Origin of the sequence: Actinopolyspora mzabensis (assembly GCF_900101095.1) — a bacterium.
Classification (GTDB): domain Bacteria; phylum Actinomycetota; class Actinomycetes; order Mycobacteriales; family Pseudonocardiaceae; genus Actinopolyspora; species Actinopolyspora mzabensis.
The window spans coordinates 431,864-457,793 of record NZ_FNFM01000002.1 but is presented as its reverse complement, the minus strand read 5'-3'; the positions used below and the strand labels follow the sequence as shown (position 1 = coordinate 457,793).

27 protein-coding genes are annotated in these 25,930 nt (G+C 67.3%); 18 read left to right on the top strand and 9 right to left on the bottom strand.

All coding sequences use genetic code 11. The features are described 5' to 3' along the window. The first annotated feature begins 69 nt into the window (after positions 1–69). The 3 genes from BLR41_RS04705 (at position 70) to BLR41_RS04695 (ending at position 3,175) form a co-directional block, all read left to right on the top strand. On the top strand, positions 70–1,278 hold the full coding sequence (locus BLR41_RS04705) for an acyl-CoA dehydrogenase family protein (RefSeq protein WP_092626697.1): 1,209 nt from the start codon (positions 70–72) through the stop codon (positions 1,276–1,278). An 826-nt stretch (positions 1,279–2,104) separates the two neighbouring features. Further along, positions 2,105–2,608, top strand: coding sequence for a hypothetical protein (locus tag BLR41_RS22740; RefSeq protein WP_176797816.1), 504 nt, complete (start codon positions 2,105–2,107; stop codon positions 2,606–2,608). Between the two features lie 105 nt (positions 2,609–2,713). Then, the gene (locus BLR41_RS04695) at positions 2,714–3,175 is read left to right on the top strand and encodes a pyridoxamine 5'-phosphate oxidase family protein (RefSeq protein ID WP_092626695.1); all 462 of its coding nucleotides are present in this window, start codon (positions 2,714–2,716) and stop codon (positions 3,173–3,175) included. A gap of 364 nt (positions 3,176–3,539) precedes the next feature. Here BLR41_RS04695 and BLR41_RS04690 read toward each other — a convergent pair whose 3' ends face one another. The 3 genes from BLR41_RS04690 to pdhA are packed head-to-tail and all read right to left on the bottom strand — an operon-like array spanning position 3,540 to position 7,361. Further along, the gene (locus BLR41_RS04690; protein WP_092626694.1) at positions 3,540–5,075 is read right to left on the bottom strand and encodes a dihydrolipoamide acetyltransferase family protein; all 1,536 of its coding nucleotides are present in this window, start codon (positions 5,073–5,075) and stop codon (positions 3,540–3,542) included. Positions 5,076–5,085: 10 nt separating this feature from the next. After that, positions 5,086–6,105 (bottom strand): alpha-ketoacid dehydrogenase subunit beta, encoded by a 1,020-nt coding sequence (locus BLR41_RS04685; RefSeq protein WP_092626693.1) that lies wholly within the window; start codon positions 6,103–6,105, stop codon positions 5,086–5,088. Further along, positions 6,105–7,361, bottom strand: coding sequence for a pyruvate dehydrogenase (acetyl-transferring) E1 component subunit alpha (pdhA, locus tag BLR41_RS04680; RefSeq protein WP_176797815.1), 1,257 nt, complete (start codon positions 7,359–7,361; stop codon positions 6,105–6,107). The genes BLR41_RS04685 and pdhA overlap by 1 nt, the downstream gene beginning before the upstream one ends. Before the next feature lie 556 nt (positions 7,362–7,917). Here pdhA and BLR41_RS04675 point away from each other — a divergent pair. The 6 genes from BLR41_RS04675 to BLR41_RS04650 all read left to right on the top strand — a co-directional run bounded on the left by BLR41_RS04675 (position 7,918) and on the right by BLR41_RS04650 (position 13,909). Next, positions 7,918–8,622 (top strand): GOLPH3/VPS74 family protein, encoded by a 705-nt coding sequence (locus tag BLR41_RS04675; protein WP_176797814.1) that lies wholly within the window; start codon positions 7,918–7,920, stop codon positions 8,620–8,622. Between the two features lie 196 nt (positions 8,623–8,818). Continuing rightward, positions 8,819–9,514, top strand: coding sequence for a GOLPH3/VPS74 family protein (locus BLR41_RS04670; protein ID WP_176797813.1), 696 nt, complete (start codon positions 8,819–8,821; stop codon positions 9,512–9,514). Between the two features lie 58 nt (positions 9,515–9,572). Next, complete coding sequence (locus BLR41_RS04665; protein WP_092626687.1) at positions 9,573–10,997, top strand: M20/M25/M40 family metallo-hydrolase; 1,425 nt, start codon at positions 9,573–9,575, stop codon at positions 10,995–10,997. 376 nt (positions 10,998–11,373) lie between these two features. Continuing rightward, positions 11,374–12,180 (top strand): transporter substrate-binding domain-containing protein, encoded by an 807-nt coding sequence (locus BLR41_RS04660; RefSeq protein ID WP_092626686.1) that lies wholly within the window; start codon positions 11,374–11,376, stop codon positions 12,178–12,180. A 139-nt stretch (positions 12,181–12,319) separates the two neighbouring features. Next, positions 12,320–13,105, top strand: a complete 786-nt coding sequence (locus tag BLR41_RS04655) for an ABC transporter permease subunit (RefSeq protein ID WP_092626684.1) — start codon at positions 12,320–12,322, stop codon at positions 13,103–13,105. 21 nt (positions 13,106–13,126) lie between these two features. Further along, positions 13,127–13,909, top strand: a complete 783-nt coding sequence (locus BLR41_RS04650; protein ID WP_092626683.1) for an amino acid ABC transporter ATP-binding protein — start codon at positions 13,127–13,129, stop codon at positions 13,907–13,909. 42 nt (positions 13,910–13,951) lie between these two features. Here BLR41_RS04650 and BLR41_RS04645 read toward each other — a convergent pair whose 3' ends face one another. From BLR41_RS04645 to BLR41_RS04635, 3 genes are all read right to left on the bottom strand, one after another. Continuing rightward, entirely contained in the window at positions 13,952–14,236 is a 285-nt protein-coding gene (locus tag BLR41_RS04645) for a hypothetical protein (protein ID WP_092626682.1), read from the bottom strand. A 391-nt stretch (positions 14,237–14,627) separates the two neighbouring features. Further along, positions 14,628–16,457 carry a phosphoenolpyruvate carboxykinase (GTP) gene (locus BLR41_RS04640; RefSeq protein WP_092626680.1) on the bottom strand — a complete coding sequence of 610 codons (1,830 nt, stop codon included), beginning with the start codon at positions 16,455–16,457 and terminating at the stop codon, positions 14,628–14,630. 428 nt (positions 16,458–16,885) lie between these two features. Then, on the bottom strand, positions 16,886–17,584 hold the full coding sequence (locus BLR41_RS04635; RefSeq protein ID WP_176797812.1) for a DUF6802 family protein: 699 nt from the start codon (positions 17,582–17,584) through the stop codon (positions 16,886–16,888). Positions 17,585–17,827: 243 nt separating this feature from the next. Here BLR41_RS04635 and BLR41_RS04630 point away from each other — a divergent pair, with 243 nt between their 5' ends. Further along, positions 17,828–18,853 (top strand): siderophore-interacting protein, encoded by a 1,026-nt coding sequence (locus tag BLR41_RS04630; RefSeq protein ID WP_092626679.1) that lies wholly within the window; start codon positions 17,828–17,830, stop codon positions 18,851–18,853. Positions 18,854–19,086: 233 nt separating this feature from the next. Here BLR41_RS04630 and BLR41_RS22735 read toward each other — a convergent pair whose 3' ends face one another. Beyond that, complete coding sequence (locus BLR41_RS22735; RefSeq protein ID WP_176797811.1) at positions 19,087–19,251, bottom strand: hypothetical protein; 165 nt, start codon at positions 19,249–19,251, stop codon at positions 19,087–19,089. A gap of 349 nt (positions 19,252–19,600) precedes the next feature. On the opposite strand from BLR41_RS22735, the gene BLR41_RS04625 reads away from it, so the two are divergent. The 3 genes from BLR41_RS04625 (at position 19,601) to BLR41_RS04615 (ending at position 21,416) form a co-directional block, all read left to right on the top strand. After that, on the top strand, positions 19,601–19,831 hold the full coding sequence (locus BLR41_RS04625) for a hypothetical protein (RefSeq protein WP_143012994.1): 231 nt from the start codon (positions 19,601–19,603) through the stop codon (positions 19,829–19,831). Positions 19,832–20,461: 630 nt separating this feature from the next. After that, positions 20,462–20,794 (top strand): hypothetical protein, encoded by a 333-nt coding sequence (locus tag BLR41_RS04620; RefSeq protein WP_092626676.1) that lies wholly within the window; start codon positions 20,462–20,464, stop codon positions 20,792–20,794. A gap of 25 nt (positions 20,795–20,819) precedes the next feature. Beyond that, entirely contained in the window at positions 20,820–21,416 is a 597-nt protein-coding gene (locus BLR41_RS04615) for a DUF3558 domain-containing protein (RefSeq protein ID WP_176797810.1), read from the top strand. Between the two features lie 221 nt (positions 21,417–21,637). On the opposite strand, the gene BLR41_RS04610 is transcribed toward BLR41_RS04615, so the two are convergent. Together BLR41_RS04610 and BLR41_RS04605 are read right to left on the bottom strand one after the other, a co-directional pair. Further along, positions 21,638–21,829: a DUF397 domain-containing protein gene (locus tag BLR41_RS04610; RefSeq protein ID WP_092626673.1), complete on the bottom strand. Its 192-nt coding sequence runs from the start codon at positions 21,827–21,829 to the stop codon at positions 21,638–21,640. Then, a complete protein-coding gene (locus BLR41_RS04605) occupies positions 21,826–22,710 on the bottom strand; it encodes a helix-turn-helix domain-containing protein (protein ID WP_245693859.1) in 885 nt (294 codons plus the stop codon). The genes BLR41_RS04610 and BLR41_RS04605 overlap by 4 nt, the downstream gene beginning before the upstream one ends. An 86-nt stretch (positions 22,711–22,796) precedes the next feature. On the opposite strand from BLR41_RS04605, the gene BLR41_RS04600 reads away from it, so the two are divergent. The 5 genes from BLR41_RS04600 to BLR41_RS04580 all read left to right on the top strand — a co-directional run bounded on the left by BLR41_RS04600 (position 22,797) and on the right by BLR41_RS04580 (position 25,907). After that, a complete protein-coding gene (locus tag BLR41_RS04600; protein ID WP_245693857.1) occupies positions 22,797–23,021 on the top strand; it encodes a hypothetical protein in 225 nt (74 codons plus the stop codon). Continuing rightward, the gene (locus BLR41_RS04595) at positions 23,018–23,266 is read left to right on the top strand and encodes a hypothetical protein (RefSeq protein ID WP_092626002.1); all 249 of its coding nucleotides are present in this window, start codon (positions 23,018–23,020) and stop codon (positions 23,264–23,266) included. The genes BLR41_RS04600 and BLR41_RS04595 overlap by 4 nt, the downstream gene beginning before the upstream one ends. Further along, positions 23,263–23,676 carry a hypothetical protein gene (locus BLR41_RS04590; protein WP_092626671.1) on the top strand — a complete coding sequence of 138 codons (414 nt, stop codon included), beginning with the start codon at positions 23,263–23,265 and terminating at the stop codon, positions 23,674–23,676. Before BLR41_RS04595 ends, BLR41_RS04590 begins: the two co-directional genes overlap by 4 nt. A gap of 446 nt (positions 23,677–24,122) precedes the next feature. Further along, the gene (locus BLR41_RS04585; RefSeq protein ID WP_143012993.1) at positions 24,123–24,509 is read left to right on the top strand and encodes a hypothetical protein; all 387 of its coding nucleotides are present in this window, start codon (positions 24,123–24,125) and stop codon (positions 24,507–24,509) included. An 81-nt stretch (positions 24,510–24,590) separates the two neighbouring features. Further along, positions 24,591–25,907: a WXG100 family type VII secretion target gene (locus BLR41_RS04580; RefSeq protein ID WP_092626668.1), complete on the top strand. Its 1,317-nt coding sequence runs from the start codon at positions 24,591–24,593 to the stop codon at positions 25,905–25,907. Positions 25,908–25,930: the final 23 nt, after the last annotated feature.

Here is a 25,930-nt window from a genome sequence, read left to right as displayed (position 1 = left end):
GCCGGGTCGGAACCGGGTTCACCGTCCGCCTCGCCCGCGAACCACCAGCAACGACACCCGAGGAACCCCATGAGCTTCTCACTGGAACTCACCGAAGAGCACCAGGAACTGCGCGACTGGTTACACGGCTTCGCCAAGAAGGAGATCCGGCCCGCCGCCGCGGAGTGGGACGAGCGGGAGGAAACTCCCTGGCCGATCATCTCCGAGGCCGCCAAGGTCGGCCTCTACGGCTTCGAGACGTTGGCGACGTTCTGGGCCGACGAGACCGGCCTGTCGCTGCCCATCGCCAACGAGGAACTGTTCTGGGGCGACGGCGGTATCGGGATGGCGATCTTCGGTACCACGCTCGCGGTGGCGGGCATCTTCTCCGCCGGAACCCCGGACCAGCTCGCCGAGTGGGTCCCGCAGTGCTACGGCGACGTCGACGAGCCCCAGGTGGCCGCGTTCTGCTCCTCCGAACCCGAGGCCGGGTCGGACGTCGCCGCGATGCGCACCCGCGCGGTCTACGACGAGGCCACCGACGAGTGGGTGCTCAACGGGCACAAGGCGTGGGCGACGAACGGCGGGATCGCCAACGTGCACGTGGTGCAGGCCGTGGTGGACCCCGAACTCGGGCCGCGCGGTCAAGCCGCGTTCGTGGTCCCGCCCGGTACGCCCGGGCTGTCCGCACCGGGCAAGATCCGCAAGCACGGGCTGCGCGCCTCGCACACCGCCGACGTGTTCCTGGACGACGTGCGGGTTCCGGGCCGCTGCCTGCTGGGCGGCAAGGAGAAGCTCGACGAGCGGCTCGCCCGCGCCAGGGAGGGCGGCAAGTCCAGCTCGCAGGCGATGCGCACCTTCGAGCTCTCGCGTCCCACCGTCGGCTCGCAGGCCATCGGCATCGCCCGTGCCGCCTACGAGCACGCCCTGGAGTACGCGACCCAGCGGGAGACCTTCGGCCGCCCGATCATCGACAACCAGGGGATCGCGTTCACCCTCGCCGACATGCGCACCGAGATCGACGCGGCCCGGATGCTGGTCTGGCGGGCCGCCTGGATGGGGCGCAACGAGATCCCGTTCACCGCCGGTGAGGGCTCGATGTCCAAGCTCAAGGCCGGTCGGGTGGCGACCTGGGCCACCGAGCGGGCCATCCAGATCCTCGGCGGCAGCGGCTACACCCGCGAGTACCCGGTGGAGCGGATGCACCGCGACGCCAAGATCTACGACATCTTCGAGGGCACCGAGCAGATCCAGCAGCTCGTGGTGGCCAGGGCGGTCTCGGGGCGGCACATCCCCTGACGCCGCAGGTGACGTGTCGGCGTGCCGTCCCCGCGCCGGAAGAGGTCCGCGTGCCCGTCCCGAGCCCCGTGCGGGACGGGCACGGACGCGCGCCGGCTCAGGCACGAGATCTCGGGCGAACGGTTCGTCGCGGGTGCGCTGTGATGCCCTCCGCGTGCCGTCGCGAGTCGAGGCACCTCGCCCACCCCGGAGGGTGCGCGATTCGACTACGGCGGCGTCCGGAGGTACGCCCCCTCGACTCGGCCGTCCCCGTCGGCGAAACTCACCAGGCCGCCCGCGAGTTCCTCGCCACCGGCCCAGCCCCACCGGCCCAGCCCCACCGGCCCAGCCCCACCGGCCCAGCCCCACCGGCCCAGCCCTACCGGCCTCGACTGGCAGGATCCCCGGTACTGATCAGGCCCGAGGCCGTCCCGGCATCCGGGCGGTTCTCCGTTACGTATCCTGCGTCACTTTTCGGTGCGGGGACCCCGTGCCTTGGGGTTACGAGGGGACCCTGTGAGCAAGCTCGCAAGCCGTGCGTGGTCTTTGCCACGGTTCGGAATTGTCGCCCGTTTCCGCTTTGTTTCTCTGGAATGCTGGTGGGTTGCGGCCGGGTGAAGTCGGCACACACCTCACCTGAAGAGGTGAGATTGTGCGGCTTCGCCTGCGAAGACCGTTGCCCCTGTGTTTTATCGGCGCGGGCGGCCCTCGGGTCGGCCGCGGGCCACGAATCACCGCCGGGGATTCGTGGTGCCGACGCTTGGGTACACCACGCCGGGATCTCCGTCGTACGCGAGACACCGGCAGTATCCCGGCTCGCTTCGAGAGTGATTGGGAGGGCGAAGCGGTGAGCAAGGCGACATCCGACCCTGGAACTCCGATCTTCGGTGAGCTCAACAGCGAGCTCGAGCTGCCGGAGATCGACGTGCACGACTTCGAGTCGCACGAGTTCGACTTTCCGGAGGGGCCATCGGCCACCCAGCCACCGGAAGCCGAGCCGGCCACCGAGCAGGCGAAGGCCGCCGCGGCGGGCGGAGAGCAGGGCTCCGAGCAGCAGCAGGGGACCGGGCAGGCCGAGCGGCCCGAGAGCGGCTCCGGCGGTTCCCGGCGAGCCGGTGCGCAGCGGAGCACCCAGCAGAAGTCCGCCCCGACCACGCCGAACGGGGCCTCACAGGCCCACGATCAGCAGCCCGAGGGCGCTTCCGCCCAGCCGACCAAGACGTCCGAGGCCGACGACAGCGCCAACTCCGGGGCGCAGGAGTCCGGGCAGCACACCAGCGCGGCTGCCCAGGCCGTCGCCGGGGCCGGGGCCGCGGCACAGCGCGGCGGCCGCAGGCGCAAGGAGGAGTGAGGCGGCTCCGAGTTCGGGAACCTCGCGCCACGAGCCGGGGCGCCGCCGAACCGCCGAATCCGGCGGCGACACCGTGTTGTCGGGGGTTCGTGCGATGTTGGCCGCGTGACCGATTGGCAACAGTTCGAAACCGAAGCACCAGAGTTCGCGGCGGCCGTACGGCGGTGTTTCGAAGCACACCGGCACCACGTCCTGGCGACACTCCGCGGCGACGGATCACCCCGGGTCAGCGGCACCGAGGTCCAGTTCCACGCCGGGAACCTGACCATGGGGTCGATGCCACGCGCGCTGAAGGCGCTCGACCTGCGGCGTGATTCGCGCGCCGCGCTGCACGCCCACCCCTGCGAGATGACCGAGGGGGATGTGAAGGTCGCCGGGCGTGCCGTCGAGGTTCCCGACGGCGAGGAGCTGCGCGGCTACGCCGCCGAGATCCAGCACGAGCCCGGCACCTTCCACATGTTCCGTTGGGAGTTGCACGAGATCACCCACACCAGCGTGGTCGATGACCAGCTGCTGATCCGCACCTGGCATCCCGGAGCCGGGATCACCGACCACCACCGCTCCTGATTCCGAGTTCCGGTTCGGGTTGCGCGGCGGTGCGGGTGGCGGAACCTCCCGCACGGCTCTCGCTGCGGGTCCGGCGACATCGGGTAGCGACCTACACAACGTCTCCGGCGTCCTCGCGAGAGCCGCACCGGAGAACCCGCGGCGGTGCCGACTGCGGGGGTGGTCGGAGTGCGGCTTGCGGGAGTGGTGGCAGTGCGGCCCTTCGTCGGCACTGATGGCCCGACGATTTCGCGAGAAATCGACGGAGCTGGGATCACACCTCCGTGCGGGGGGGCGTCAATTTCTCGCGAAATCGCCACGCCCCGGTGGGGCGCCGACTCACGTGCCGGTAGCCGCTCCGGCACGTGAGTCCCGCCCCGCATCCTCAGAACGTCAGGGCCATCCCGGGATCGGACAGTATCGCTCCGACGTCGGCGAGGAACCGCGATCCCTGCTGGCCGTCCACCACCCGGTGGTCGAAGCTCAGCGCCAACTGGCAGACCTGGCGCGGCACCACCTGGCCGTCGACCACCCAGGGCATCTCGCGGATCGCGCCGAACGCCAGGATCGCCGACTCGCCCGGGTTGAGGATCGGCGTCCCGGTGTCCACCCCGAACACGCCCACGTTCGTGATCGTGATCGTGCCGTTGGTCATCGCCTCCGGCGAGGTCCTGCCCTCACGTGCGGTGCTGGTCAGTTCCTCCAGCGCCACGGCCAGTTCCCGCAGCGACATTCCGTCCGCGTCGCGCACCTTGGGCACGACCAGGCCGCGGTCGGTGGCCGCGGCCACGCCCAGGTGCACGTAGTCCTTGTAGACGATCTCGCCCGCCTCGCCGTCCCAGGAGGCGTTGACGTCCGGGGTCCGCTTCGCGGCCAGGCACATCGCCTTGGAGGCGATCGCCAGTGGCGTGACCTTGACGTCCCGGAAGTCGGGGTGCTTCTTGAGCCGCTCCCGGAACTCCATCATCGGAGTGACGTCGATCGTCAGGAACTCGGTGACGTGGGGGGCGGTGAACGCGCTGTCCACCATGGCCTGCGCCGTCGCCTTCCGGACACCCTTGATCGGGACCCGCTGTTCCCGCTCGGCACCGTCGCGGGCGGGTCGGGTTCCGACAGCGGAGCCCTCGGGGGCCGCGGCCGTGACGTCGCCCGCCGCCGCGCGCTCCACGTCCTGCCGGGTGATCACGCCACCCGAGCCGGAACCGTGCAGCGAACGCAGCTCCACGCCGAGGTCCTTGGCCAGTTTGCGCACCGGCGGCTTCGCGAGCGGCACTCCGCCACCCGCTGCGACCCCGCCACCCGCTGCGACGTCGGTGCCGCCTGCGGCCGACTCGGCCTGTCGGGAAGCGGACGGCGTGCTCACGGCAGAGGCGGAGCCGTTGAGCACGGTGCCGTTGGTGCCGGCGCTGTTGGTGCCGGCGCCGGTCGCCACCGGTGTTCCGTTGGCGGCGGGCCGTTGTCCGGCCGAGCCGTTGGACCCGCCGCTGCCGGAACCGCGCTGCCCGGCCGTGGCGTTCCCCTTGCGGGGGCGGCGTTTCGCGCTGGTCGAGCGCGGACCGTATCCCACCAGGGTGGCGATCCGGCCGTCGGCCCCTTCCTCACCGATCTTGCCGCCCTGCTCGGACGGCTCGCCCTGCTCGGCGGGCTTGTCCGGTTCCGGCTCGTCGCCTGCCGCGCCGGCCGGTTCGATCGTCAGGATCGGGGTTCCGACCTCCACGGTCTGGCCGGGTTCGGCGAGCAGCTCGCTGATCTTCCCCGCGTAGGGGGACGGCAGCTCGACCGACGCTTTCGCGGTCTCGATCTCCACGATGATCTGGTTCAGCTCTACCGCGTCGCCGGGACCGATCCGCCAGTTCAGGATCTCCGCCTCGGTCAGTCCCTCGCCGACGTCCGGAAGCGGGAAGTTCTTGAGTTGCGCCATGCCTGCCCCCTCAGTAGGCCAGTGAACGGTCGACGGCATCGAGTACCCGGTCGAGGTCGGGCAGGTAGCCCTCCTCCAGCTTGCTCGGTGGGTACGGCGTGTCGAATCCGTTCACCCGCAGCACGGGGGCCTCCAGCGAGTAGAAGCACTCCTGCTGGATCCGGGTGGCCACCTCCGAGGTGACCGAGGATTCCGGCGGCGACTCGCTGACCACGACCAGCCGTCCGGTGCGCCGGACCGACTCGGCCACCGGGCCCAGGTCCAGCGGTGAGAGCGAACGCAGGTCCACGACCTCGACGTCGTTGCCGTCCTCCTCGGCCGCGGTCGCGGCTTCCATGCAGGTCTTGACCGTCGGCCCGTAGGTGGCGACCGTGACGTCGGATCCGGTGCGCAGCACGGCGGAGCTGATCATCGGCAGGTGCTCGGCCGTGGGGTCGAGCTCGGCCTTCTCCCAGTACCGCCGCTTCGGCTCGAAGAACAGCACCGGATCGTCGGAGTCGATGGCCTGCTGCAGCATCCAGTAGGCGTCCACCGGGTTGGAGCAGGAGACCACCTTCAGGCCCGCCACGTGGGCGAACAGCGACTCCGGAGACTCGGAGTGGTGCTCCACCGCCCCGATACCGCCGCCGAAGGGAACCCGGATGACCAGCGGAACCTTGACCTTGCCCTGGGTGCGGTAGTGCATCTTGGACAGCTGCGAGACGATCTGGTCGAAGCCGGGGAAGATGAACCCGTCGAACTGGATCTCGCATACCGGGCGGAACCCGCGCATCGCCAGGCCGATGGCCGTGCCGATGATCCCGGACTCGGCCAGCGGCGTGTCGAGCACCCGGTGTTCGCCGAAGTCCTTCTGCAGCCCGTCGGTGACGCGGAAAACACCGCCGAGCTTGCCCACGTCCTCGCCCATGACCAGGACCTTCGGGTCGCGCTCCATGGCGTTGCGCAGCGCGTTGTTCAGGCCCTTGGCGATCGTGATCGTCTGGGTCGGTGTCGTGCTCGAACCGGTCGATTCCATGGTGGGCGCGGCCATCAGCGAACACTCCCCTCGGTGTCGTGGCCGGAGTCGGCGAAGCCGGCAAGGTAGTTCAGGTAGTCCTCCCGCTGCGCCGCCACCACGGGGCTCTCCTCCGCGTAGACGGCGGAGAACATCCGTTCCGGCGGCGGTTCCGGCATGTTCACGCAGAACTCGCGGAACCTCGCGGCCAGTTCGTCTGCCTCGGAATCCACCCCGTCGAAGAACTCCTGGTCGGCGATCTCCTCCCGGAGCAGGTGCGCCCGCAACCGTTCGATCGGGTCCTTGAGCTTCCACGCCTCCAGCTCGTCGTCCAGCCGGTAGCGCGTGGCGTCGTCGGAGGTGGTGTGCGCGTCCATGCGGTAGGTGAACGCCTCGATGAGCAGCGGCCCGTTGCCCTGCCTGGCCTCGTTCATGGCCCACTGGGAGACGGCGAGGCTGGCGAGCACGTCGTTGCCGTCGACCCGGATGCCGGGGAAGCCGTATCCCTTTGCGCGTTCGTAGAGCGGTACCCGGCTCTGCCGTTCGGTCGGCTCGGAGATCGCCCACTGGTTGTTCTGGCAGAAGAAGACCACCGGCGCGTCGTAGACCGAGGCCCAGACCATGCCCTCGTGCACGTCACCCTGACTGGTGGCGCCGTCGCCGAAGAAGACCATGGTTGCCTCGTTCGAGGCGGGGTCGTCACCCGAGTTGCCGACCTTGCCATCGAACTTCTGCCCCATCGCGTAGCCGGTGGCGTTCACGCACTGGTTGCCGATGACGATGGTGTACAGGCTCATGCCGGTTTCGTTCGGGTCCCAGCTGCCGTGGTCCGTGCCGCGGAAGATGCCCAGCAGCTCGGTGGGGTCGATGCCCCGGCACCAGGCGACTCCGTGCTCGCGGTAGCTCGGGAAGGCCATGTCCTGCGGTCGCATGGCGCGACCCGCGCCTATCTGCGCGGCCTCCTGACCCAGCAGCGGAACCCAGATTCCGAGTTGGCCCTGGCGTTGGAGTGCGTTGCCCTCGCGGTCGGCACGCCGCACCAGCACCATGTCGCGGTACATGCCGCGTAGCTGCTCGTCGGTGATGTCGATGTCGAAGTCCGGGTGCGATACCCGCTGACCCTCCGGCGTCAAGAGCTGAACGAGGTCAGCTCCGCCTTCGCTGGTCGCACGCAAACCGGCGATCACCTGCTCCCTCGTTGGTGTTGCTGAGGTTGCGGCAGGCACCGCGGTGTCCGCGAGTCGATCGCGATCGTCGGGTCGGCTCGGTCGCGTCCAGTGTTCGGGGGACATGTGGATCTCCTAGTCTCACCCCGGCCGTTACCGCTTGTGGCGGCTGAGGCCGGTTACCCCTAACGGTGCCGTCGACCAGGTGGGTCTCGGGTCATCCGATCGGGGTCGTTGGATCGCTCCTCGCCATCCTGGCATGACAACGGCCACTTCCGTGAGTCCTGACACAGAGATCGATGCCGCCTGCAAACCTTGTCCGGCGCACCGTAGCTCGCGGTTGGATCAAGCGAATTCGCAGGTCATCAGAGGGGTGGATCTCCGATGGATGGCGTTGTGACAGTTGTATAACCGATTTTTTCCCGGTTGGTTCCGGCACTGGTCAGCGTTGTCGTGGCTCGTGCTGAATCGATGGTGAGTACACTCGGTGGGTGCTCGGTTACTCGCGGGTTGCGGACCGTGGCACGGTGCACGGTCGGGCTTCGGCCGGGCTTCGGCCGGGCTTCGGCCGGGCTCCGGCCGGGCTTCGCCTCCGGCGCGGGACCGGTCTCGGCCGGGGAGCGAGGCACCGGATCCTCCGAAACGACCTCGGATGTGGCGGGTGTGATCTAGCATCCCCGGCGTGGAAGCACATCTGTCGCTGTCGCTGCCGGCCCAGATCGTGTTGTTGCTGCACGGCCCGGACGGCAGGCAACACCACGGGGTCAATCACCAAGTGCTCACGCCGGCCGCCGAGCTCGCCGAGCTCGTGCTGTACGGCCGCGCGGAACTGAATCGCTCCGCGCTCGGCGGTGTCAAAATCGGTCTGCTCGACTCCACCCCGGTGGGGTTCGAACCGCTGGAACGTCCACTCTCGGCGCTGGCGGGCCGAATCGAGGGGAAGGGCAAACCGCTGCCGTTTCACACCTGGTTGTCCGAGCGACGTGGTGCTTTCCGGGAACAGCGCTGGGCACTGCGGCAGCAGGGGTATCTGGAGTACGAACCGGAAAAGCTGCTCGGCTTCATCCCGCGCGACCGCTACCGGCCGCACGGGCCCCTCCAGCAGGAGTTGATCGGCGAGCTGGGGCAACTCGCTCGTGGCGAGCGTTCACCGGACGATCGGCTGGCGCTGTTGGTCGCGATCGTTCATCCCGCCGGGCTGCCTCGCAGGCTGCTCGGCTTCGACCGGTCGCAGGGTCGCAGGCTCAAGCACATCGCCAAGGGCCAGGACCTCGAAGGGGCCGTTTCGGCCGCGGTGGCGGCCACGGGTGCCGCCATCGGCGCCGCGGTCGCGGGTGGTGCGGGCGGCGGTGACGGCGGTGGTGGTGACGGCGGCGGAGGCAGCTGAGCCGAACGGGGAGGATTTCGGCGAAACCGGCTTCCACTTCGGTTCCGTTCACTACGATCACTCTTGAACCGCGGCGTGCTCCCGCCGGCGAGTGCTCTCCGTGGGGGCGGTCCCGGGCGGTGAGAGCTCCCGTGGTGGGGGCCGGATTCGCCCGAAGTGGGCCTCGGCGCGCTCCGTGTGATCTAGCATCCCCGGTGTGGAAGCACATCGGTCGCTGTCGCTGCCGGATCAGATCGTGTTGTTGCTGCACCCTCCGAGGGGTAGGCCGTTCACCAGTGTCAACCGCGATGTCGTGACTCCGGCGGCTGAGCTCGCCGAGCTGGTGGTGCACGGACGCGCGGAGCTGACCCGAACCGTGTTCGGCAACGTCAAAGTCGGCCCGGTCGATCCGACCCCGCTCGGTGTCGAAGCGTTGGACCGGCCACTGGCGGCCCTGGTGAACCGCTCCGGTGGCGCGGCCAGAGCGTTCTCGTTCCGCTCCTGGCTGAGCGAGCGGACCTGGGCGTTCCAGGAGCACCGCTCGTCGCTGCAGCAACGGGGGTACCTGCGGCACGAGCCGGACAAGATACTCGGTTTCCTGTCCTACGACCGCTACCGGCCGCACGAGGCCACGCGGCAGCCCTTGGTCGACGAGATCCTCCGGCTGGCGGACGGCGAGCGATCGCCGGACGACCGGTTGGCTCTGCTGGTGGCCATCGCCTATCCGAGCAGCTTGCACCGGCAGTTCGTGACCAGCTGGTCCCAGTCGAGCAGGCTCAAGCACATCGCCAAGGGTCAGGACCTCGAAGGGGCTGTTTCGGCCGTCGTGGCAAAGGCGGGAGGCGCCATAGCCTCCTCGGTGGGAGGTGACGGCGGTGACGGCGGTGGTGGTGACGGCGGCGGAGGCAGCTGATCTTCACCAACTCGGGCTTCACCAGGGCGGGTGAGCTTTCCCGAGGACTGGGAATACGATCGCGGGTGTGGATCGCACAGCAGTGAACACCTTCGTGCAGCAGCAATGGGAGTCCTCGGTACTTCCCAGCCTCTCCGAGCTGGTCGGCATCCCGGCCGTCTCACCGGCGTTCGACGCGGACTGGGAGGCCAACGGCCACCTGGACGCGGTCGTCGAGCACGTGCGCGGCTGGACCGCCGCTCGCGGGATCACGGGTGCAGACATCGAGGTGGTTCGCCTGCCGGGTCGGAGCCCGCTGCTGCTGGTCGACGTGCCCGCCACCGAAGGAGCCTCGGCTGAGACCGCGCTGCTCTACGGCCACCTGGACAAGCAGCCGCCGGTCGGGGGCTGGTCCGAGGGACTGGGGCCCTGGACGCCGGTGGTGCGCGACGGCAGGTTGTACGGCCGCGGTGCCGTGGACGACGGCTACTCCGGATACGCCGCGATCACCGCCATCGAGGCGCTGCGTTCGCACGGCGGTGCGCATCCGCGCTGTGTGCTGCTGCTGGAGACGGGCGAGGAGTCCGGCAGTCCCGATCTGCCCGCCTATCTGGAGCACCTCGGCGAGCGGCTGGGCCGCGTCGGCCTGGTGGTGTGCCTGGACTCCGGCGGCGGGGACTACGACCGGTTGTGGCTGACCACCTCGCTGCGGGGGATGGTGCAGCTCAACGTCACGGTTCGGGTGCTGGACGCGGGGCAGCACTCCGGTGCGGCCAGCGGGCTGGTGCCCGACTCGTTCCGGATCGCCCGGCAGCTGCTGGACCGGCTGGAGGACTCCGCCACCGGCGAGATCCGGCTGCCGGAGCTGAACGTGCGCGTCCCGGAGAACCGGGTGGCCGAGGCCAGGGCGGGTGTCGAGGCCGCGCCGGGGCTGGTGCGCGAGTCCGTCGAGCTGCCCGAGGGCATGCGGATGATCAGCGATGACGAGGCCGAGCTGGCGTTGCACAACTGGTGGCGGCCCACGCTCACGGTGATCGGTGCCGACGGGTTGCCGCACCCCTCGGAAGCGGGCAACGTGCTGCGTCCCCACACCACGCTGGATCTCAGCTTCCGGCTCCCGCCCACCGCCGATCCGCAGCGGGCGCTGGACGCGGTGCGGACCGCGCTGGAGACCGACATCCCCTACGGTGCGAGTGTCGAGTTCGGCCACGCCGAGGCGGGCCAGGGCTTCAACGCGCCCGACACTGCGGAGTGGTTGAACGACGCCCTGGACGCGGCGGGCACCGAGGTGTTCGGCAACGACTGGCGCACCATGGGGCTGGGCGGTTCGATCCCGTTCATGGGGCTGCTGCACGACAACTATCCCGACGCCCAGTTCGTGGTGACCGGGGCGCTCGGGCCGGGCAGCAACGCGCACGTCCCGGACGAGTCGCTGCACCTGGACTACGCCGCCAAGGTCACCAGCGCCGTCGCCTACGTGCTGGACGCGCACGCCCGGCGCTGATCGGTCACCGAGGAACCCGCCCGTGGCGCGCCCGGCCGTCCGTGCGTCGGTCACCGGCGGGTCGGTGATCGGCTGCTCGATCGGTTCGACGGGAATTTCTTCCGGTCACTCTTGGTGATGCTCGCCGACCCGCGATGCTTCACCCGATCAGCGTAACGGTATCGTGTGTTCCGCTTACGCGGCCGTTGCGCTCGATATCGTCCGGTTTCCGGCTCGATGGGGGCTGCGGTGGGTGTGCGTTGCGTGATCGATCGCGGTGCGGCTGTCCCGCTTCCGAGTGGATTTGACGTGATCGAAACACGCGAAGCTGTTTGTAACGGCCCCGGATGATGGCAGGATCCCAGCATCCGGATTCCCGTCGAGGAGGAGTGACACTGTGGCGCTTCGAACAACGTTGCGGGCCGCGGCCCTGTTACCCGCGCTCGCGCTGGCCGCGGCAGTAGCGGGCTGCGGCAGTGGTGGTGGCGGTGAGGCCAAGGGCGTCCCGCTGGTGAACGAGGGACAGCTGACCACCTGCACCAACCTGCCCTACGAGCCGTTCGAATCGCGCAAGGACGGCGAGGTCGTCGGCTTCGACATCGACCTGATCGACCTGGTCGCCAAGGACCTCGGCGTCGAACAGCAGGTCACCAACGCGCCGTTCACCACCATCCAGTCGGGCCAGGCCCTCAACGTGGGCAACTGCGACGTGGCCGCCGCCGCGATCACGATCACCGACGTCCGGAAGAAGAACTTCGACTTCTCCGACCCCTACTTCGACGCCACGCAGGCGCTGCTCGCCCCCAAGGGCTCCGGCCTCGACAGCTTCGAGAAGCTGCGGGGCAAGACGCTGGGGTACCAGAAGGGCACCACCGGCGCGGAGTACGCCAAGGAGCGCGCCGAGAAGAACGGCGTCACGCTCAAGCAGTTCGCCGACCTCGGCCTGCTGTTGCAGAACATGCGCACCGGCAAGATCGACGCCGTGATCAACGACGACTTCGCGCTGATCGACTTCGCGGACCAGAACCAGAAGTTCGAGGTCACCAAGAAGCTCAAGACCGACGAGAGCTACGGCTTCGGCGTCAAGACCGGCAACGGCGAGCTGCAGAACAAGATCAACGAGGTGCTGGCCAAGGCCAAGGAGGACGGCACCTACGACCGGCTGTACGAGAAGTGGTTCGGCCACGCGCCGTCCGAGAAGTGACTCGTTCCGACGGGTGAACCGACCACACCGGTCCTCCCGATGATCTCGCACGTGGCGGGACGGGCGTCGACCGCGTCCGTCCCGTTCCGACTGCCCTGGAGCCTCGATGGCAGTGCAAACCCGACCCGCCACCAGCGGGATGAGTAAACGCCAACGCGCCAAGATCGGGCGCGGTGTGCAGTACGCGGTACTGCTCGCGGTCGTCGTCGTGGCCGCGCTGCTCGCCGACTGGGGGCGTCTCCAGGATCAGCTCTTCAACCTCGAAGTCGCCCGCGCGCTGTTCCCCACCGTGTTGACAACCGCGCTGCTCAACACCGTCCTCTACACCGCCTCGGGGTTCGCGTTGGGCCTGGGGCTGGCGCTGGTGCTCGCGCTGATGCGGATGTCCTCAGTGGCGCCCTACCGCTGGATCTCCGGCGCCTACATCGAGTTCTTCCGCGGGCTGCCCGCGCTGCTGGTGTTCCTGTCGGTCGGAATCGGCATCCCGACCGCGTTCAACAACGTCAGCTTCAACCGCAACGTCACCGTCATGATCGCGCTGGGGATCGTCGGTTCGGCCTACATGGCCGAGACCATCCGCGCGGGGATCAAGGCGGTGCCCAACGGCCAGCTGGAAGCGGCCCGCTCGCTGGGGATGTCGCACGGCAGGGCGACGGTCACCGTCGTCATCCCGCAGGCGTTCCGCATCATCCTGCCGCCGCTGACCAACGAGCTGATCCTGCTGACCAAGGACTCCTCCTTGACGTTCGTGCTCGGTGCCACGCTCGCTCAGCAGGAACTCACCCAGTTCGGCCGAGCCGCGATGACCACCTACCCGGGCATGACCCCGATCCTGGTGGTCGGGCTGTGCTATCTGGTGATCACCATCCCGCTGTCGGTGCTGCAGCAGCGGTTGGAACGCAGGTTCGGACCCGACGGTCGGTAACGGCAGCCGAGGGAGCTTCACATGAGCGACGTAAAGATCGAGATCTCCGAACTGCGCAAGTCCTTCGGCGAGCTGGAGGTCCTCAGCGGGGTGGATCAGCGGATCGAGGCGGGCGAGGTGGTCTGCGTCATCGGCCCCTCCGGGTCCGGCAAGTCCACCTTCCTGCGCTGCGTGAACCTGCTCGAACAACCCACCTCGGGCAGGATCGTGGTCGACGGGGTCGAGCTGACCGACCCGGACGCCGACATCGACGCGGCGCGCACCCGCATCGGCATGGTCTTCCAGCAGTTCAACCTGTTCTCGCACCTCTCGGTGCTGCGCAACCTCACCGTCGCGCAGCGCAAGGTGCTCGGGCGTGACCGGGTCAAGGCCGAGGAGACCGCCCGCGAGAATCTGCGCAGGGTCGGGCTGGCCGCCAAGGAGAACGCCACCCCCGCCCAGCTGTCCGGCGGCCAGCAGCAGCGGGTCGGCATCGCGCGCTCGCTGTCGATGGACCCGGACGTGATGCTGTTCGACGAACCGACCTCCGCGCTGGACCCGGAGCTGGTCGGCGACGTGCTGGACGTGATGCGCGGGTTGGCTGACGAGGGCATGACCATGCTGGTGGTCACCCACGAGATGCAGTTCGCCCGCGAGGTCGCCGACCGGGTGCTGTTCATGGACGGCGGGGCCATCGTCGAGCAGGGCAGGCCCGCCGACGTGATCGGCAACCCGCAGCGGGAGCGCACCCGCCACTTCCTGGCGCGGGTGCTCAACCCGACGCACGCGGTCTCGGCCGTCGAGTCGGACTCCGACCACGGGTAGCACGGCCCAGCACGGGCAGCACGACGTGGTCGGTTTTTCCGATCAGTCGCTCTCGGGGTTCTCGGCCCGCTTCCTGCGCAGTGACAACATCGAGCGATACGCTTCCGGGCCGTGCGTGACGCCGCCGCGCGCGGCCGGGCCGTACGAGTCCTCGGAGCGTCCCGCCTCGCTGGTGGTCGGGTGGTTCGGTGCTGGGGGAGCGACGCGGCTTCGATAACGGGCCAACCCGGCGCTCCGGCGGCTGCCCACGCTGTCGGCTCCCCGCAGGAACAGCCACACGGCCAGCAGCGCGACCAGAACCAGTGCGATCATCGCCAGATCTACCATGACACACCTCCCGGGGTGTGCAGGCTTTCCGGTTTTTCTCGGACGTTTCCGAGTGTGCACCGGTTCGTCCGGTTCCGGCCAATCAATTCCTACGCGGGTGACCCTGAGTGTTCCTACGCAGTGCGAACGGTTCGAGGGATCGTTCACCGACGTTTGTGCCGCTCGGGGCGGCTCCGGCGCGTTCTGTTCAGCCGTGAGTTCGCGAAAATATCCGTGATTACCCACGATCGGGGGTTTTCGGTGCATTTACCGACGCGTGTCGAACCACGCTTTCGGGGGCGTTTTTCGAATGAATTCGATTCACACAATGCGCTGCGTGAACCGAGGGGTGTCGACATTCCGGAAAACGGAATCTCGACACCCCTCGGATTCGCGAAACCTCGCCGAAGCGTCACTCACCGATGCGCTGCTTGAGCGCCTCCAGCTCGTCGCGCATCGAGGTGGGCAGGTCCTCGCCGATCGTGTCGAACCACTCCTCGATCAGCGGCAGCTCCTCGCGCCACTCCGGCAGGCTCACCTCCAGGGACTGCTCGATCTCCTCGCGGGTGGCTTCGAGCCCGCTGAGGTCGAGCTGCTCCGCCGTGGGCACGCGGCCGATCGCGGTCTCCTCGGCGGCGGCGTTGCCCTCCAGCCGGTCCACGATCCACTTCAGCACCCGGCAGTTCTCGCCGAAGCCGGGCCAGACGATCTTCTTGCCCGACGGGTCCCTGCGGAACCAGTTGACGTAGTAGATGCTGGGCATCTTGGAGGCGTCGGCCTCCTTGCCCATGTTCACCCAGTGCTGGAAGTAGTCGCCGACGTTGTAGCCGATGAACGGCAGCATCGCCATCGGGTCGCGGCGCACCTCGCCGACCTTGCCCGCCGCGGCGGCCGTCTTCTCCGAGGACAGCGTGGCGCCCATGAAGACCCCGTGCTGCCAGTCGAAGGCCTCGTTGACCAGCGGGATCGTGGTCTTGCGCCTGCCGCCGAACAGGATCGCCGAGATCGGCACGCCCTGCGGGTCGTCCCACTCGGGGGCCAGGATCGGGCACTGCGACATCGGCGTGCAGTAGCGGGAGTTCGGGTGGGCGGCCTTCTCGTCCGAGTCGGGCGTCCAGTCCTGCCGCTTCCAGTCGGTCAGGTGCTCCGGCTGCCCCTCCATCTCTTCCCACCACACGTCGTCGTCGTCGGTCAGCGCGACGTTGGTGAAGATGGAGTTGCCCCGCTCGATGGTGCGCATCGCGTTCGGGTTGGTCTTCCAGTTGGTGCCCGGCGCGACACCGAAGAAGCCCGCCTCCGGGTTGACCGCGTAGAGCCTGCCGTCCTCGCCGAACCGCATCCAGGCGATGTCGTCGCCGAGGGTCTCCACGCGCCAGCCCGGGATGGTCGGCTCCAGCATCGCCAGGTTGGTCTTGCCGCACGCCGAGGGGAAGGCCGCTGCTACGTAGTAGACCTTGTTCTCGGGCGAGATCAGCTTCAGGATCAGCATGTGCTCGGCGAGCCAGCCCTCGTCACGCGCCATCGCGGAGGCGATGCGCAGCGAGTAGCACTTCTTGCCCAGCAGCGCGTTGCCCCCGTAGCCGGAGCCGAAGCTCCAGATCAGCCGCTCCTCGGGGAAGTGCGTGATGTACTTGATCTCGTTGCACGGCCAGGTGGAGTCCTGCTGGCCGGGTTCCAGCGGCGCACCCACCGAGTGCAGTGCGGGCACGAACTCCACGTCCTCGCTCTCGGAGAACCGCTCCAGCACGCGGTCACCCATGCGGGTCATGATGTGCATGGACACCACGACGTACTCGGAGTCGGTGATCTCCACGCCGAGCCTGGGCGGCTCGGCCTCCACCGGCCCCATGCAGAAGGGCACCACGTACATCGTGCGGCCACGCATGCAGCCCCGGTAGAGCTCGGTCATGGTGGCCTTCATCTGGTCGGGGTCCATCCAGTTGTTGGTGACCCCGGCGTCCTTCTTCTCGCGGGAGCAGATGAAGGTTCGTTCCTCGACCCGGGCGACGTCGGTGGGATCTGAGGCCGTCCAGAACGACTCGGGCTTCTTCGACTCGTCCAGACGCTTGAAGGTACCGGCCTCGACCAGTCGGTTGGTCAGGCGTTCCCATTCCTGCTGCGATCCGTCGCACCATACGACTTGCTCGGGCGTGGTCAGCTCCGCCACCTCACGTACCCAGGACAACAGGCGTTCGTGATTCACGGGTGCCTGGTCGAGACCGGGGATGGTCAAAGCGGTCATCGCGTCGTGTCTCCTGACTGGGCGCCACAGCCCGGATTCTCTCCTCTCGCCGACGCGTGGGCCGGCGGAGCTTTCAAAATGCTTCGCTCCGCCCGGAAATCCGGACGGAGCTGCATTTGGGGATGTACCGAGGCTAACCGGAGGTGCCGGGGTTGGCGGAGATCAGTCCTGTCACTTCCCTCACAAGAACGATAAGGGAATCGATTCAGATGGCGGGGTGTCGCGAAAATCCGACTGTTCCGAGGGGAGCTGGATCGATGTTTTCCGTCGTCGAGCCTCGCGGACTCGCTCGTTCGGATGATTATTCCCGAGCGAGCCCGCGGAAATCGGATGTGTTCCGGGGCACATTTTGATCCGAATTGCCGCCATTCGTGTTAATGGCTTCGGGTTCCGTTTCGGGAATCCGTGGCGCATTCAGCGCGCGGGGGTCAGGTCCAGAACGAGTCGTCGGCCGGGTCGGTGCCCGAGGCCTCGCCGCGGCCGGTGCCATCCCGCTCCTCGCCGTCCCAGAGCCAGTCCTCGGTGCCGCTGACCTCGAAGGGGCGCTGCTGCGTCGCGTACTGCCCCTGGCCGTCGACCCGGCCCTGCTCGACCACGGTCCACTCGCCGTCGCCGGTGTGCTTGGCGACGGTCACCTCGCCGGAATCGCTGATCTCGACCATCTGGTCGGCGGAGCCGTCCCCGTCGGCGTCGGTGACCATCATCTGGCCGTGCTCGGTGTCGACGATCGCGGTGTCGGCCCTGCCGTCGTTGTTGGTGTCCTCGGTGGGCGGGCCGACCTCCCGGTCCCCCTGCGGGGTGTCCACGACCATCGATCGGCCCTCGTCCTCGCCGTTTGGTTCCTGGACCGGTGATTCGTCGGGTTTCTCCCTGGTCCACTCGCCGGTCGTCTCGTCGTAGCGCGCCTGCTCGACCACGTTGCCCCGCTCGTCGATGCCGCGCATCACGTCGGCCTCGCCGTCGGCATCCGAGTCGGTGTAGGCGAGGAAACCGTCGTCGGTCAGCACGGCGACGGTCTCGTCCACGCCGTCGTCGTTGAGGTCGTAGTTGGCCTCGGCGGTGTACTCGGAATCGGCGATTTCGATCCGGATGTCGCCGTCTCCCGAACCGGTGTCCTCCACGTACATCAGGGCGCTCCCGTGCGGTTGGGTCTCGTCGGTGGGCTTCGGCGGTTGGGACGCGGCCGGGGCCGGCGCGGTTCCGGGAAGAACGCGGTTCGGGGCGTTCCGCTTCCGGGGCGGTGCTGTCGAGATGTGTCGTGCGACACGCTCGATCGCCTGTCGTCAATTGGCTGAGCGTAGGCTAACCTTACTGCAGAAACTCAGGCTAGCCTCACCGAAGCACCGTATCTCGTGATTGGGAGGAACGGTATGGCCACTGCTACCGGGACGGTACGTGCCGCGGCACCCGCAAGCACACGACCCGAAGCGACCGCCAGGCCCGAGTCCCGGGTCTACACCGTCGAGGTGGCAGGCAGGCAGCGGCTCAGTCCCAATTTCGTGCGGCTCACCTTCGCGGGCGAGGGGCTGCGTTCCTTCGGTGCCGGTGGGGTCGACCAGCGCATCAAGCTGATGCTGCCCAAGCCCGGCCGGACGGTGGCCGACGTGCCGGACGGTCACGACTGGTACCCCACCTGGCAGGCCATGCCGGAGGAGATCCGGCCGACCATGCGGACCTACACGGTTCGGTCGTTCCGCCCCGAGCGCGCGGAGATGGACATCGACTTCGTGCTGCACGGTTCCGGCGAGGAAGCCAGCGGCCCGGCCTCCGCCTGGGCGAACGGCGCCCGCATCGGTGACCGGGTGGCGATCCTCGGGCCCGACCGTCCCGGTTCCGGCAGGATGTGGGGTTGCGAGTGGTGCCCGCCCGCGACCGCGCGGCGGTTGCTGCTGGCGGGGGACGAGACCGCGATCCCGGCGGTGGCGGCCATCCTGGAATCACTGCCCGCCGATTCGCGGGGTATCGCCTGCCTGGAGGTGCCCAGCGAGGCCGATGTTCAGGCGTGGGACCACGTGCCGAGCGGTGTCGAGATCCGTTGGCTGCCGCGCGACATCGCCGGCAGCGAGCACGGTGAGCTGCTGGAACAGGCGCTCGAAACCGCGCTGGGTGAGCTGTGCGCCGGGCCGAAGGTGGACGGTTGCCCCGCCGCGAGCGAGGCGATCGCCGCGCTGGAGGACGTCGACGTCGACAACTACCTGCTCTGGGAGATCCCGGGTAGTCAGCACCAGGACCCGGCCTTCGACGAGAGTCTCGACATCGCGGGCGGGGAGCTCTACGGCTGGCTCGCGGGTGAGGCCGGTGTCATCAAGCGGCTGCGCCGGATGACCGTGCAGGGCTACGGCGTGCCGCGCGGTTCCGTGGCGTTCATGGGCTACTGGCGCCAGGGCCGCTGCTGAGGTCGTCGCCGAGCCGCCGCTGCCCCACCGCTGCCCCACCGCTCCGCGATTTCTTGGGAAATCGACGCCCGGTCGGACAGTCCACACTCGACCGCGCTCCCCGAATACCCCGGACCCCGTTACCGACCCGGCGCTGCTCGAACCCCGTGGTATCGCGGCGACCGGGTCCTTTCTCGGTAGGTACGCTTGGCACCGTTCGCGGTTGTCGGTTTCGGTGGTCTGTCCGCCCGGTCTCACGCCGACTCGTCGTCGATGGCGGCGAACAGCTCTGCCGCGCTGGTGAACGCTTCTGAGCACTCGCCATCGGCGATCTGTTGAGTGGCTTCGGCTTCGCCCGATTGCCACTCCGGCGTCCAGAACCAGCGTTGCTCCGCCGGGATGCCGCCCGATTCGTGCACGGTTGCCGCCCTCCATCGCTGCGACTTGGCGTGTTTCCTTGCCCGCGCTCGTCCCGCACGGGCTCGTATCCGTGCCATGATGTCCGAGTCATGATCGTGCCGGGAGTTCACGCATCTCGCGCCGGACGAAGGCGATGGCTTTGTCGGTTGACTTCGACATGTCGTCCACATCGGACTTCTGTGTCGAAGGACTGCCGAGATGTGTCGGCGGTATCTCGTCGCCGAGGTGTGGCGATCGGTTGGTGGAACCGCTGGCGGAGCTCACGGTCACCGAACCGAGTTGAGAGGTCGTAACTCAGTGGCAGCGGAACAACTCCAGCCCGTCTACGTACGTGCCCCGGGACTTCAGGTGACCATCGAGTTCTTCGGGGGAACTCCGGAGCAAGTCACCGAGAAGGTACTCAAGCTCATGCAGTCGAAAGCCGTTGTGCCCGCTATGGACTCCGATGGTGATACCTACCTGGTGAACTTCGGTTTGCTTCAGGGCGTCGGTGTCTCCAAGCTCGCTCCGCATGAGCTCGAAACGCCGGACGGGAAGGTACTGGTGAGCGCCGACTTGAACGATATTCCGGACCTGTAGCCCGAGAGCGAGTCGGCTCTGTCCGATGAGGTGTGACGGAGTAGTGTTCACAGCATCTTCGCCGCGCTAGAATCCCAGCGCAGTGAGTGTAGGCCCCGCGCACGCGGGGATGGACCCCACGCGGCCATGTAGGTCTGCGGAGGGATGCGGTAGGCCCCGCGCACGCGGGGATGGACCCACGTGGGCACGCTCGCCTTCCTGCATGGACAAGTAGGCCCCGCGCACGCGGGGGCTGAGACAGCAAAAGCGCCTCCGGAGCGTTCCGGAGGCGTTGTGTTGCTGCTGGGGTTCAGCCGAAGTGGTTGTTATTCACCGCGTTGATGAAGGTGGATCACCGCCGCCCGGTGGTAGTGAGGTGTCGGGCTGGGCGGTCCTTGGTTGTGCGCGTGGTTGCTCATCGCTGTGGCTGATGGTTGGGTGATGCGTTGTGATCGCTTGGGTCGATGACAGCGGTTTGGGTGACTGTCGATGCACCGGGGCGTTCGTTTGCCCGCAGTGTGATCAACGGGGTGAGTCGAGGTGTCCCGCGTCCTCGTGACAATTCAGTCGTTCCGCTGACACGGTGTGTGCTGATCCGGCAGGATGCGGTGCCGGGTGTGAGACCTGTGAGTTGGAGTGGGGAGACAGCACATGGGGCAGGACGGCTTCGGTGTCGATTACGACAAGCTCCGCGAGGCGCGCAAGGACCTCGAAGCGGCTCGGGAAGAGGCCCGGGAATTGGAGCGGAAGGCTCAGTCCACTGATCCGGGTGAGCTTACCGCGCTGGACAACACGACCGACGAGGCTCGTAAAGCGTTTCAGCAGCGCATAACCGGAGAAGAGGGTTCAGTGCGTAGCGCTGCTCGCGATATTCGGAAAATACTGGAAGAGAAGATCGAGGCGTACGACGCGGTGCTGGCCGAGTACGGGCTGGCCGATGACAACGCTTCGGTGGCGCAGCGGGATATCGAGAGGCGGAGCTGAGATCGTGGGTAGCTTGCGGAGCGGGATGCGTCGCAGTGGTGTCATCGCGGGCGGTGTGTTGCTGAGCGTGGTGCTCGCCGGGTGTTCGTCCGGTTCGGCCGAGCAGAACGGGGACTCGGCGGGAACCACCACGGGCGAGAGTACGTCCTCGTCGGAGTCGTCGTCCGGTTCGGCGATCGCGAATCCCAAGGATGCGACGGCTGTGGGGGTGTGCGAGCTGTTGCCCAAGGAAGCCGCTGTACAACTCGGGGTTCAGCCTCAAGGGGAGAAGGAGGAAGTCGAATCCGGCTCTGCCCCAGCTTGTGTTTGGGAGAGCGCGGAAGACTTCACTTCGGTTTCGTTGTCTCCCGTTCAGGGGCGTTCGCTGGATACCTACTACGAGCACGAGTCGGAGTACGTCGACTTCGAACGGATAACGGTGCACGGGCATCCGGGAGTGCGATCCAACAGGGTCAAGCCGATGGAGTCCGGGTCGTGCGGGATGCACGTCGCCGTGCAGGAGGATCAGCTCGTGCAGTCGTTCACGACTGTCCCGTCGGACGATACCGGAAGCGCCGACCCGTGTGCGTTGGCGAAGAAGGCTCTCCGGCTGTCGTTGCCCTCGTGGCCTGCCGCGGAGTAATCGGTTCTGTCCGATGAGGTGCGGCGGAGTGGTGTTCACAGCGCCTTCGCCGCGCTAGAATCCCAGCGCAGTGAGTGTAGGCCCCGCGCACGCGGGGATGGACCCCATCAGCCACCCCCTCGCGTCTGCCAGTCCAGGTAGACCCCGCGCACGCGGGGTCTGAGACAGCAAAAGCGCCTCCGGAGTGCTGTTCCGGAGGCGCTGTGTTTGTTCGCTGGGGTTCAGTCGAAGTGGTTGTTCTTCACCGCGTTGATGAACGTGGCCCACTGCTGCTCGGTGGTGGTGAAGTACCCGGCGGCGCGGTCCTTGGTGTCGCGGACGGCGGCGCCGTCGTGGGTGCGGCCGATTTCGACGCAAGCGGTTTCGCGGGACGAGTAGCTGGCTTTGCGCCAGCCTTCGGGGGATGCCGTCATGTGCTCTCCTCCAGTCGCTCCATGATGGAAGTGATGAACTCAGCTGTCTCCTGTTCGGTCATCGCTGCCTGTCGGAGGCTACCCATGGCATCCGTGTAATTGGAGATAGCTCCGGGTGAGGAAAGGAATACACCGGAACCGAGCGTCTCCAAATGCACGATCGGTGCCGCGTCGCCGAACTCGAAGTGGATGAAGTGGCCGCTGTGCAGGTGTGTCCATCCCAAGTTTTTGGGAAGCGCCCGAATCGAGACGTTCGGCAGCTCGGCCATCTTGAGCAGGTGCCGCAGCTGATCGGCGTGCGCTGACGCATCGCATACCGAATCACGCAGGACGTGCTCCAGGATGAACGCCTCGAAGACCGGAGCCTGCACCTTGGTGAGTACATCGCGCCTGGCGGCTCGCATCCCCACTTTGGCCTCACGTTCACCTGCCGGAAGACCGGACATGATCGCCCGGGCGTAGTCGGCGGTCTGCAGGATGCCGGGGATCAACAGTGGGGCGGCTTCGACGAAATGGGTAGCCGTGCGCTCGTACTCGATCAGCGTCACCAGCTCTTCCCGGACTCCGGGAATGCCGGGACGCAGCCAGTCCGGCTGATCCGCTTCCCTGGCCATGTCGACCAGACGTTCACGGTCCTCGCTGGAGATCTCCAAGGCAGCCAGGATGCTGGTCACGTCCGCAACGCTGATCGAGCGGCTGCCCGATTCGGTCCTGGTTACCCAACCGTGTGATGTTCCGATCCTGCGAGCCAGTTCGCGCACGCCGACATCGGCATCTTGGCGAAGTTTACGCAGTTCAGCCGCCAGCGAGCGTGCTTTGGGACTGCCAGGTTTGGATCGGTTCATAAACCAACCGTAGATGATATCGGCCTCGAAGATCATCACTCGATCGCGCTATTGCACCAACGTAACTCAATCCACCACTCTGGATTGCGATACAGCGATACAGCATTGCGAGGAGGTCATTGATGCCAGGTAATTACGAGGTCCGTCATCCGGGTGTGCGGGTGTGGTGTGGCAACGAGTCGGGGTGGTCGTCGTCGTTGTTGGTGTGGATCTCGCGGTGGTCGCCGGAGGTGATTCGGATCGAGACGCCGACGGTGTTCCACCGGACGGTGTGGACGGTGGATCAGGCTGCCCACCTGCGGGATGTGCTCACCTCGGCTGTTCAGACTGGGGGTGAGTCGTGGTGACCAGTTATGCGGGCAGGTTGGGCATGTGGCTGGCCCACGAGCAGTGGAAGCTGGAACAGGCCTCGTATGACATCCCGGCGCGGCAGGCCACCCCCAGGCAGTGCGCCGAACTCGCCGGAATATTGCAGCGGCTCTCCGACGAGCTGCGTGACTACGCCGCCGGACTGGCCTTCGGCGGCGGCCATCCGCCGGAATCGAGTTCGATCGACCCGGACGAGTTCCGCAGGCGGGGTGATGGGGAGTGAGCACCCATCCGGCGATGCTGCTGACCACCGCCATCGTGCTGGCCGCCACGGCGATCGTGCTGGGCGGCTGGGGCAACCGGGCGAGTTACCGGCCCCGCCACGCGGGCGGCAGCGGCCCGGCCGCCAGACGGCTGGCCGCACTGCGGCTGGAGCACCATGTCCGCGACGAACGCCCCACCACCGAGCTGATCGGCTGGCCGTTGTGCGACCCCGACGAGCATCCGCACCTGTTCCACCTCGACCCACCGGCCCCGGTGCTCCCGAAACCGATTCCGGCGCAACCAGCAGCACCGCTTCCCACCGTGACGACCAGCACCACGGCACCTGAACCCGCCACCGATCCCAGCGGGACAGAGCATCCCGAGCTGGCACTCATGCGCCGCGTCCTCAACGGGCTCCATCGCCTCTAGCCACCAACTACTCGCCAGCGTCCGCCCCCACGATCCATCTCTCCAGCCCAGACCGGCCCGGAACCGTGCACTCGGCCAACCCCCGACAACCGCCGAGACACCCCGGGCCCCGGTGGCGGGGCGTCAATTTCCCACGAAATCGCCGCGCACGCCCCACACTGCGGCGACGATTTCCCACGAAATGTACAAACCGCCACCACCGAAAACCCCGCCCGGCCGGGCCTCCCTCCCCACTCCCACCCGGCCGGGCGGGGACCCACCAGAACGCTCCGAACTCCCGCACCCCCGTTTCGGTTCCCCGTGAAACCCACAATCGGTGGTGCCGCATCGTTGCGTGGATTCCTCCGCTTGGTGCTGAGGGGCACCGGATGTCTCGTTTCGCCCCCGAGCGGCTTACGGGATTGCTACGTTGCCGAAGCGACGATCGTTCGTTCGGGGAGGACTTCGTGGGTGACGGTTATCGCGTCGACATCGAGAAACTGACGAGGCTGATAAGCGATCTGGACCACGCCGCCGACGACATCACAGCGGCGAACAGGGCGCTCAGCGATGCCAGAGGTCGCGACCTGGGCAGCCCCGGCATCGACGATGCCAGCGAGGGGTTCCGGGAACGCTGGTCGCACGGTATCGAGAAGATCGCCGAGGGGGCGAAGGCCACCAGCGACGCGTTGGGGTCGGCACGCGAGACCTACGCCAAGCTCGAACAGGAGGTCGTTTCACTGCTCGCCTCCGCTGTCTCGCAGCAGTCCTCGCCCGACGGCTCCGGAGGACAGGGAACGCAGGAATCGCAGGGTGAGATGTCCGCCATCGAGCAACGCATGGCGGGACAGTGACGCCTGCGGAGAACACAGTGGACATATCGAGCCGGTGGATCGAATGATCGACAACCCGGACGAGTGCTTACAAGGACGACGATGAGTGGAAACTCCGAGTACCCGGCACTGGGCTTCGATCCCGCCCCCGGAACCGTCGCCACGGTCGAGTCGGTGGCCACCGACCTCGGGAACGTGGCCACCAGGATGGGAAGTGCCCACGAGGCGCTGTCGAAGATCAGCGGCCAGGAAGGGCTGTGGCAGGGCAAGGCCGCTGAAGCGTTCCAGGACACCGTGGGCGAATTACCCAAGTACCTGCAGCAGGCGCACCGTTCGCTCGGTGACGCCTCACGGACGCTCACGCAGTGGTCGCACGACCTGAGCTCGTTCCAGCAACGAGCACGGGACTACGAGGCCAAGGCCGCCGCCGCGCGAAAACGTCTCCGCGAGGCGGAGTCGAATCCGGATCTGAACCTGGCCAACCAGCGGTTCCCGGACCAGGAATCCCTGCAGCAGGCGCAGCGCCGACTGGACGCCGCGCAGGCGACGTTGCGTGAAGCCGACAACGAGCTGCAAGCGATCCTGGACCAGGCCAAGCGTCTGCTCGCCCAGCACGAAGAGCTGGCCAAGCAGGTGGAGAACGCGTTACGCCGCGCCACCGACGAGGCTCCGGAGAAACCCGGCCTGCTGGAACGTCTCGGCGACGCGCTCGAAGAACTCGGCGAGAGCATCAGCGAGGTGGCGGACCGGGCCTGGCAGTGGGTCGAGGACCACGCCGAACTCCTGAAACAGATCGGCGACGTGCTCAGCACCGTGAGCACCGTGCTCGGTGTCGTCGCGATCGCGACCTCCTGGATCCCGGGAGTCAACGCGGTCACCTCGGCCGCCGCCATAACCGTCAGCGCCGCCGCGCTGGGAACCAACGCGCTGGCCAAGGCCGGTGGTGCCGATGTCTCCTGGGGAAAGATCGGTATGGACGCCATCGGAGTTATTCCCGGCGGACGCCTCGTCGCCGGTGCGAAGAACGCGGCTTCACAGGCAGGGAAGGTCGCGGCGGCATCCAAAATACCGAGCAAGGCGAGCGGTCTCGGTAAGAAAGCTTTGAGTGTCGATGGAATTACTTCAAAATCGGACATTCTGAAGCAGGCTACCGGGAAGACGGATATCTCTCCGATCACCAAAGCAGAGCTGAGGGCTAATCCCAAGGAAGCCATCGAAAACGCCGCGATTTACACTCATGCGAAATCTGTCGATTTGATTAACACGGTGACGAAATCTTCGATTGATCCATTTTCTAATGCGGGGGTTGCTATTGGCTCTGGGGTGGAGTCGGTCAAAAAGGTTGCTATAGCTGAAGGCAAGGACTATGCTTCGGGGCAGGCTGAATCCTATGTTGAGTCAAAATTGAACGAAAAATAAAAATAGCAACAAAATTGGGGTGG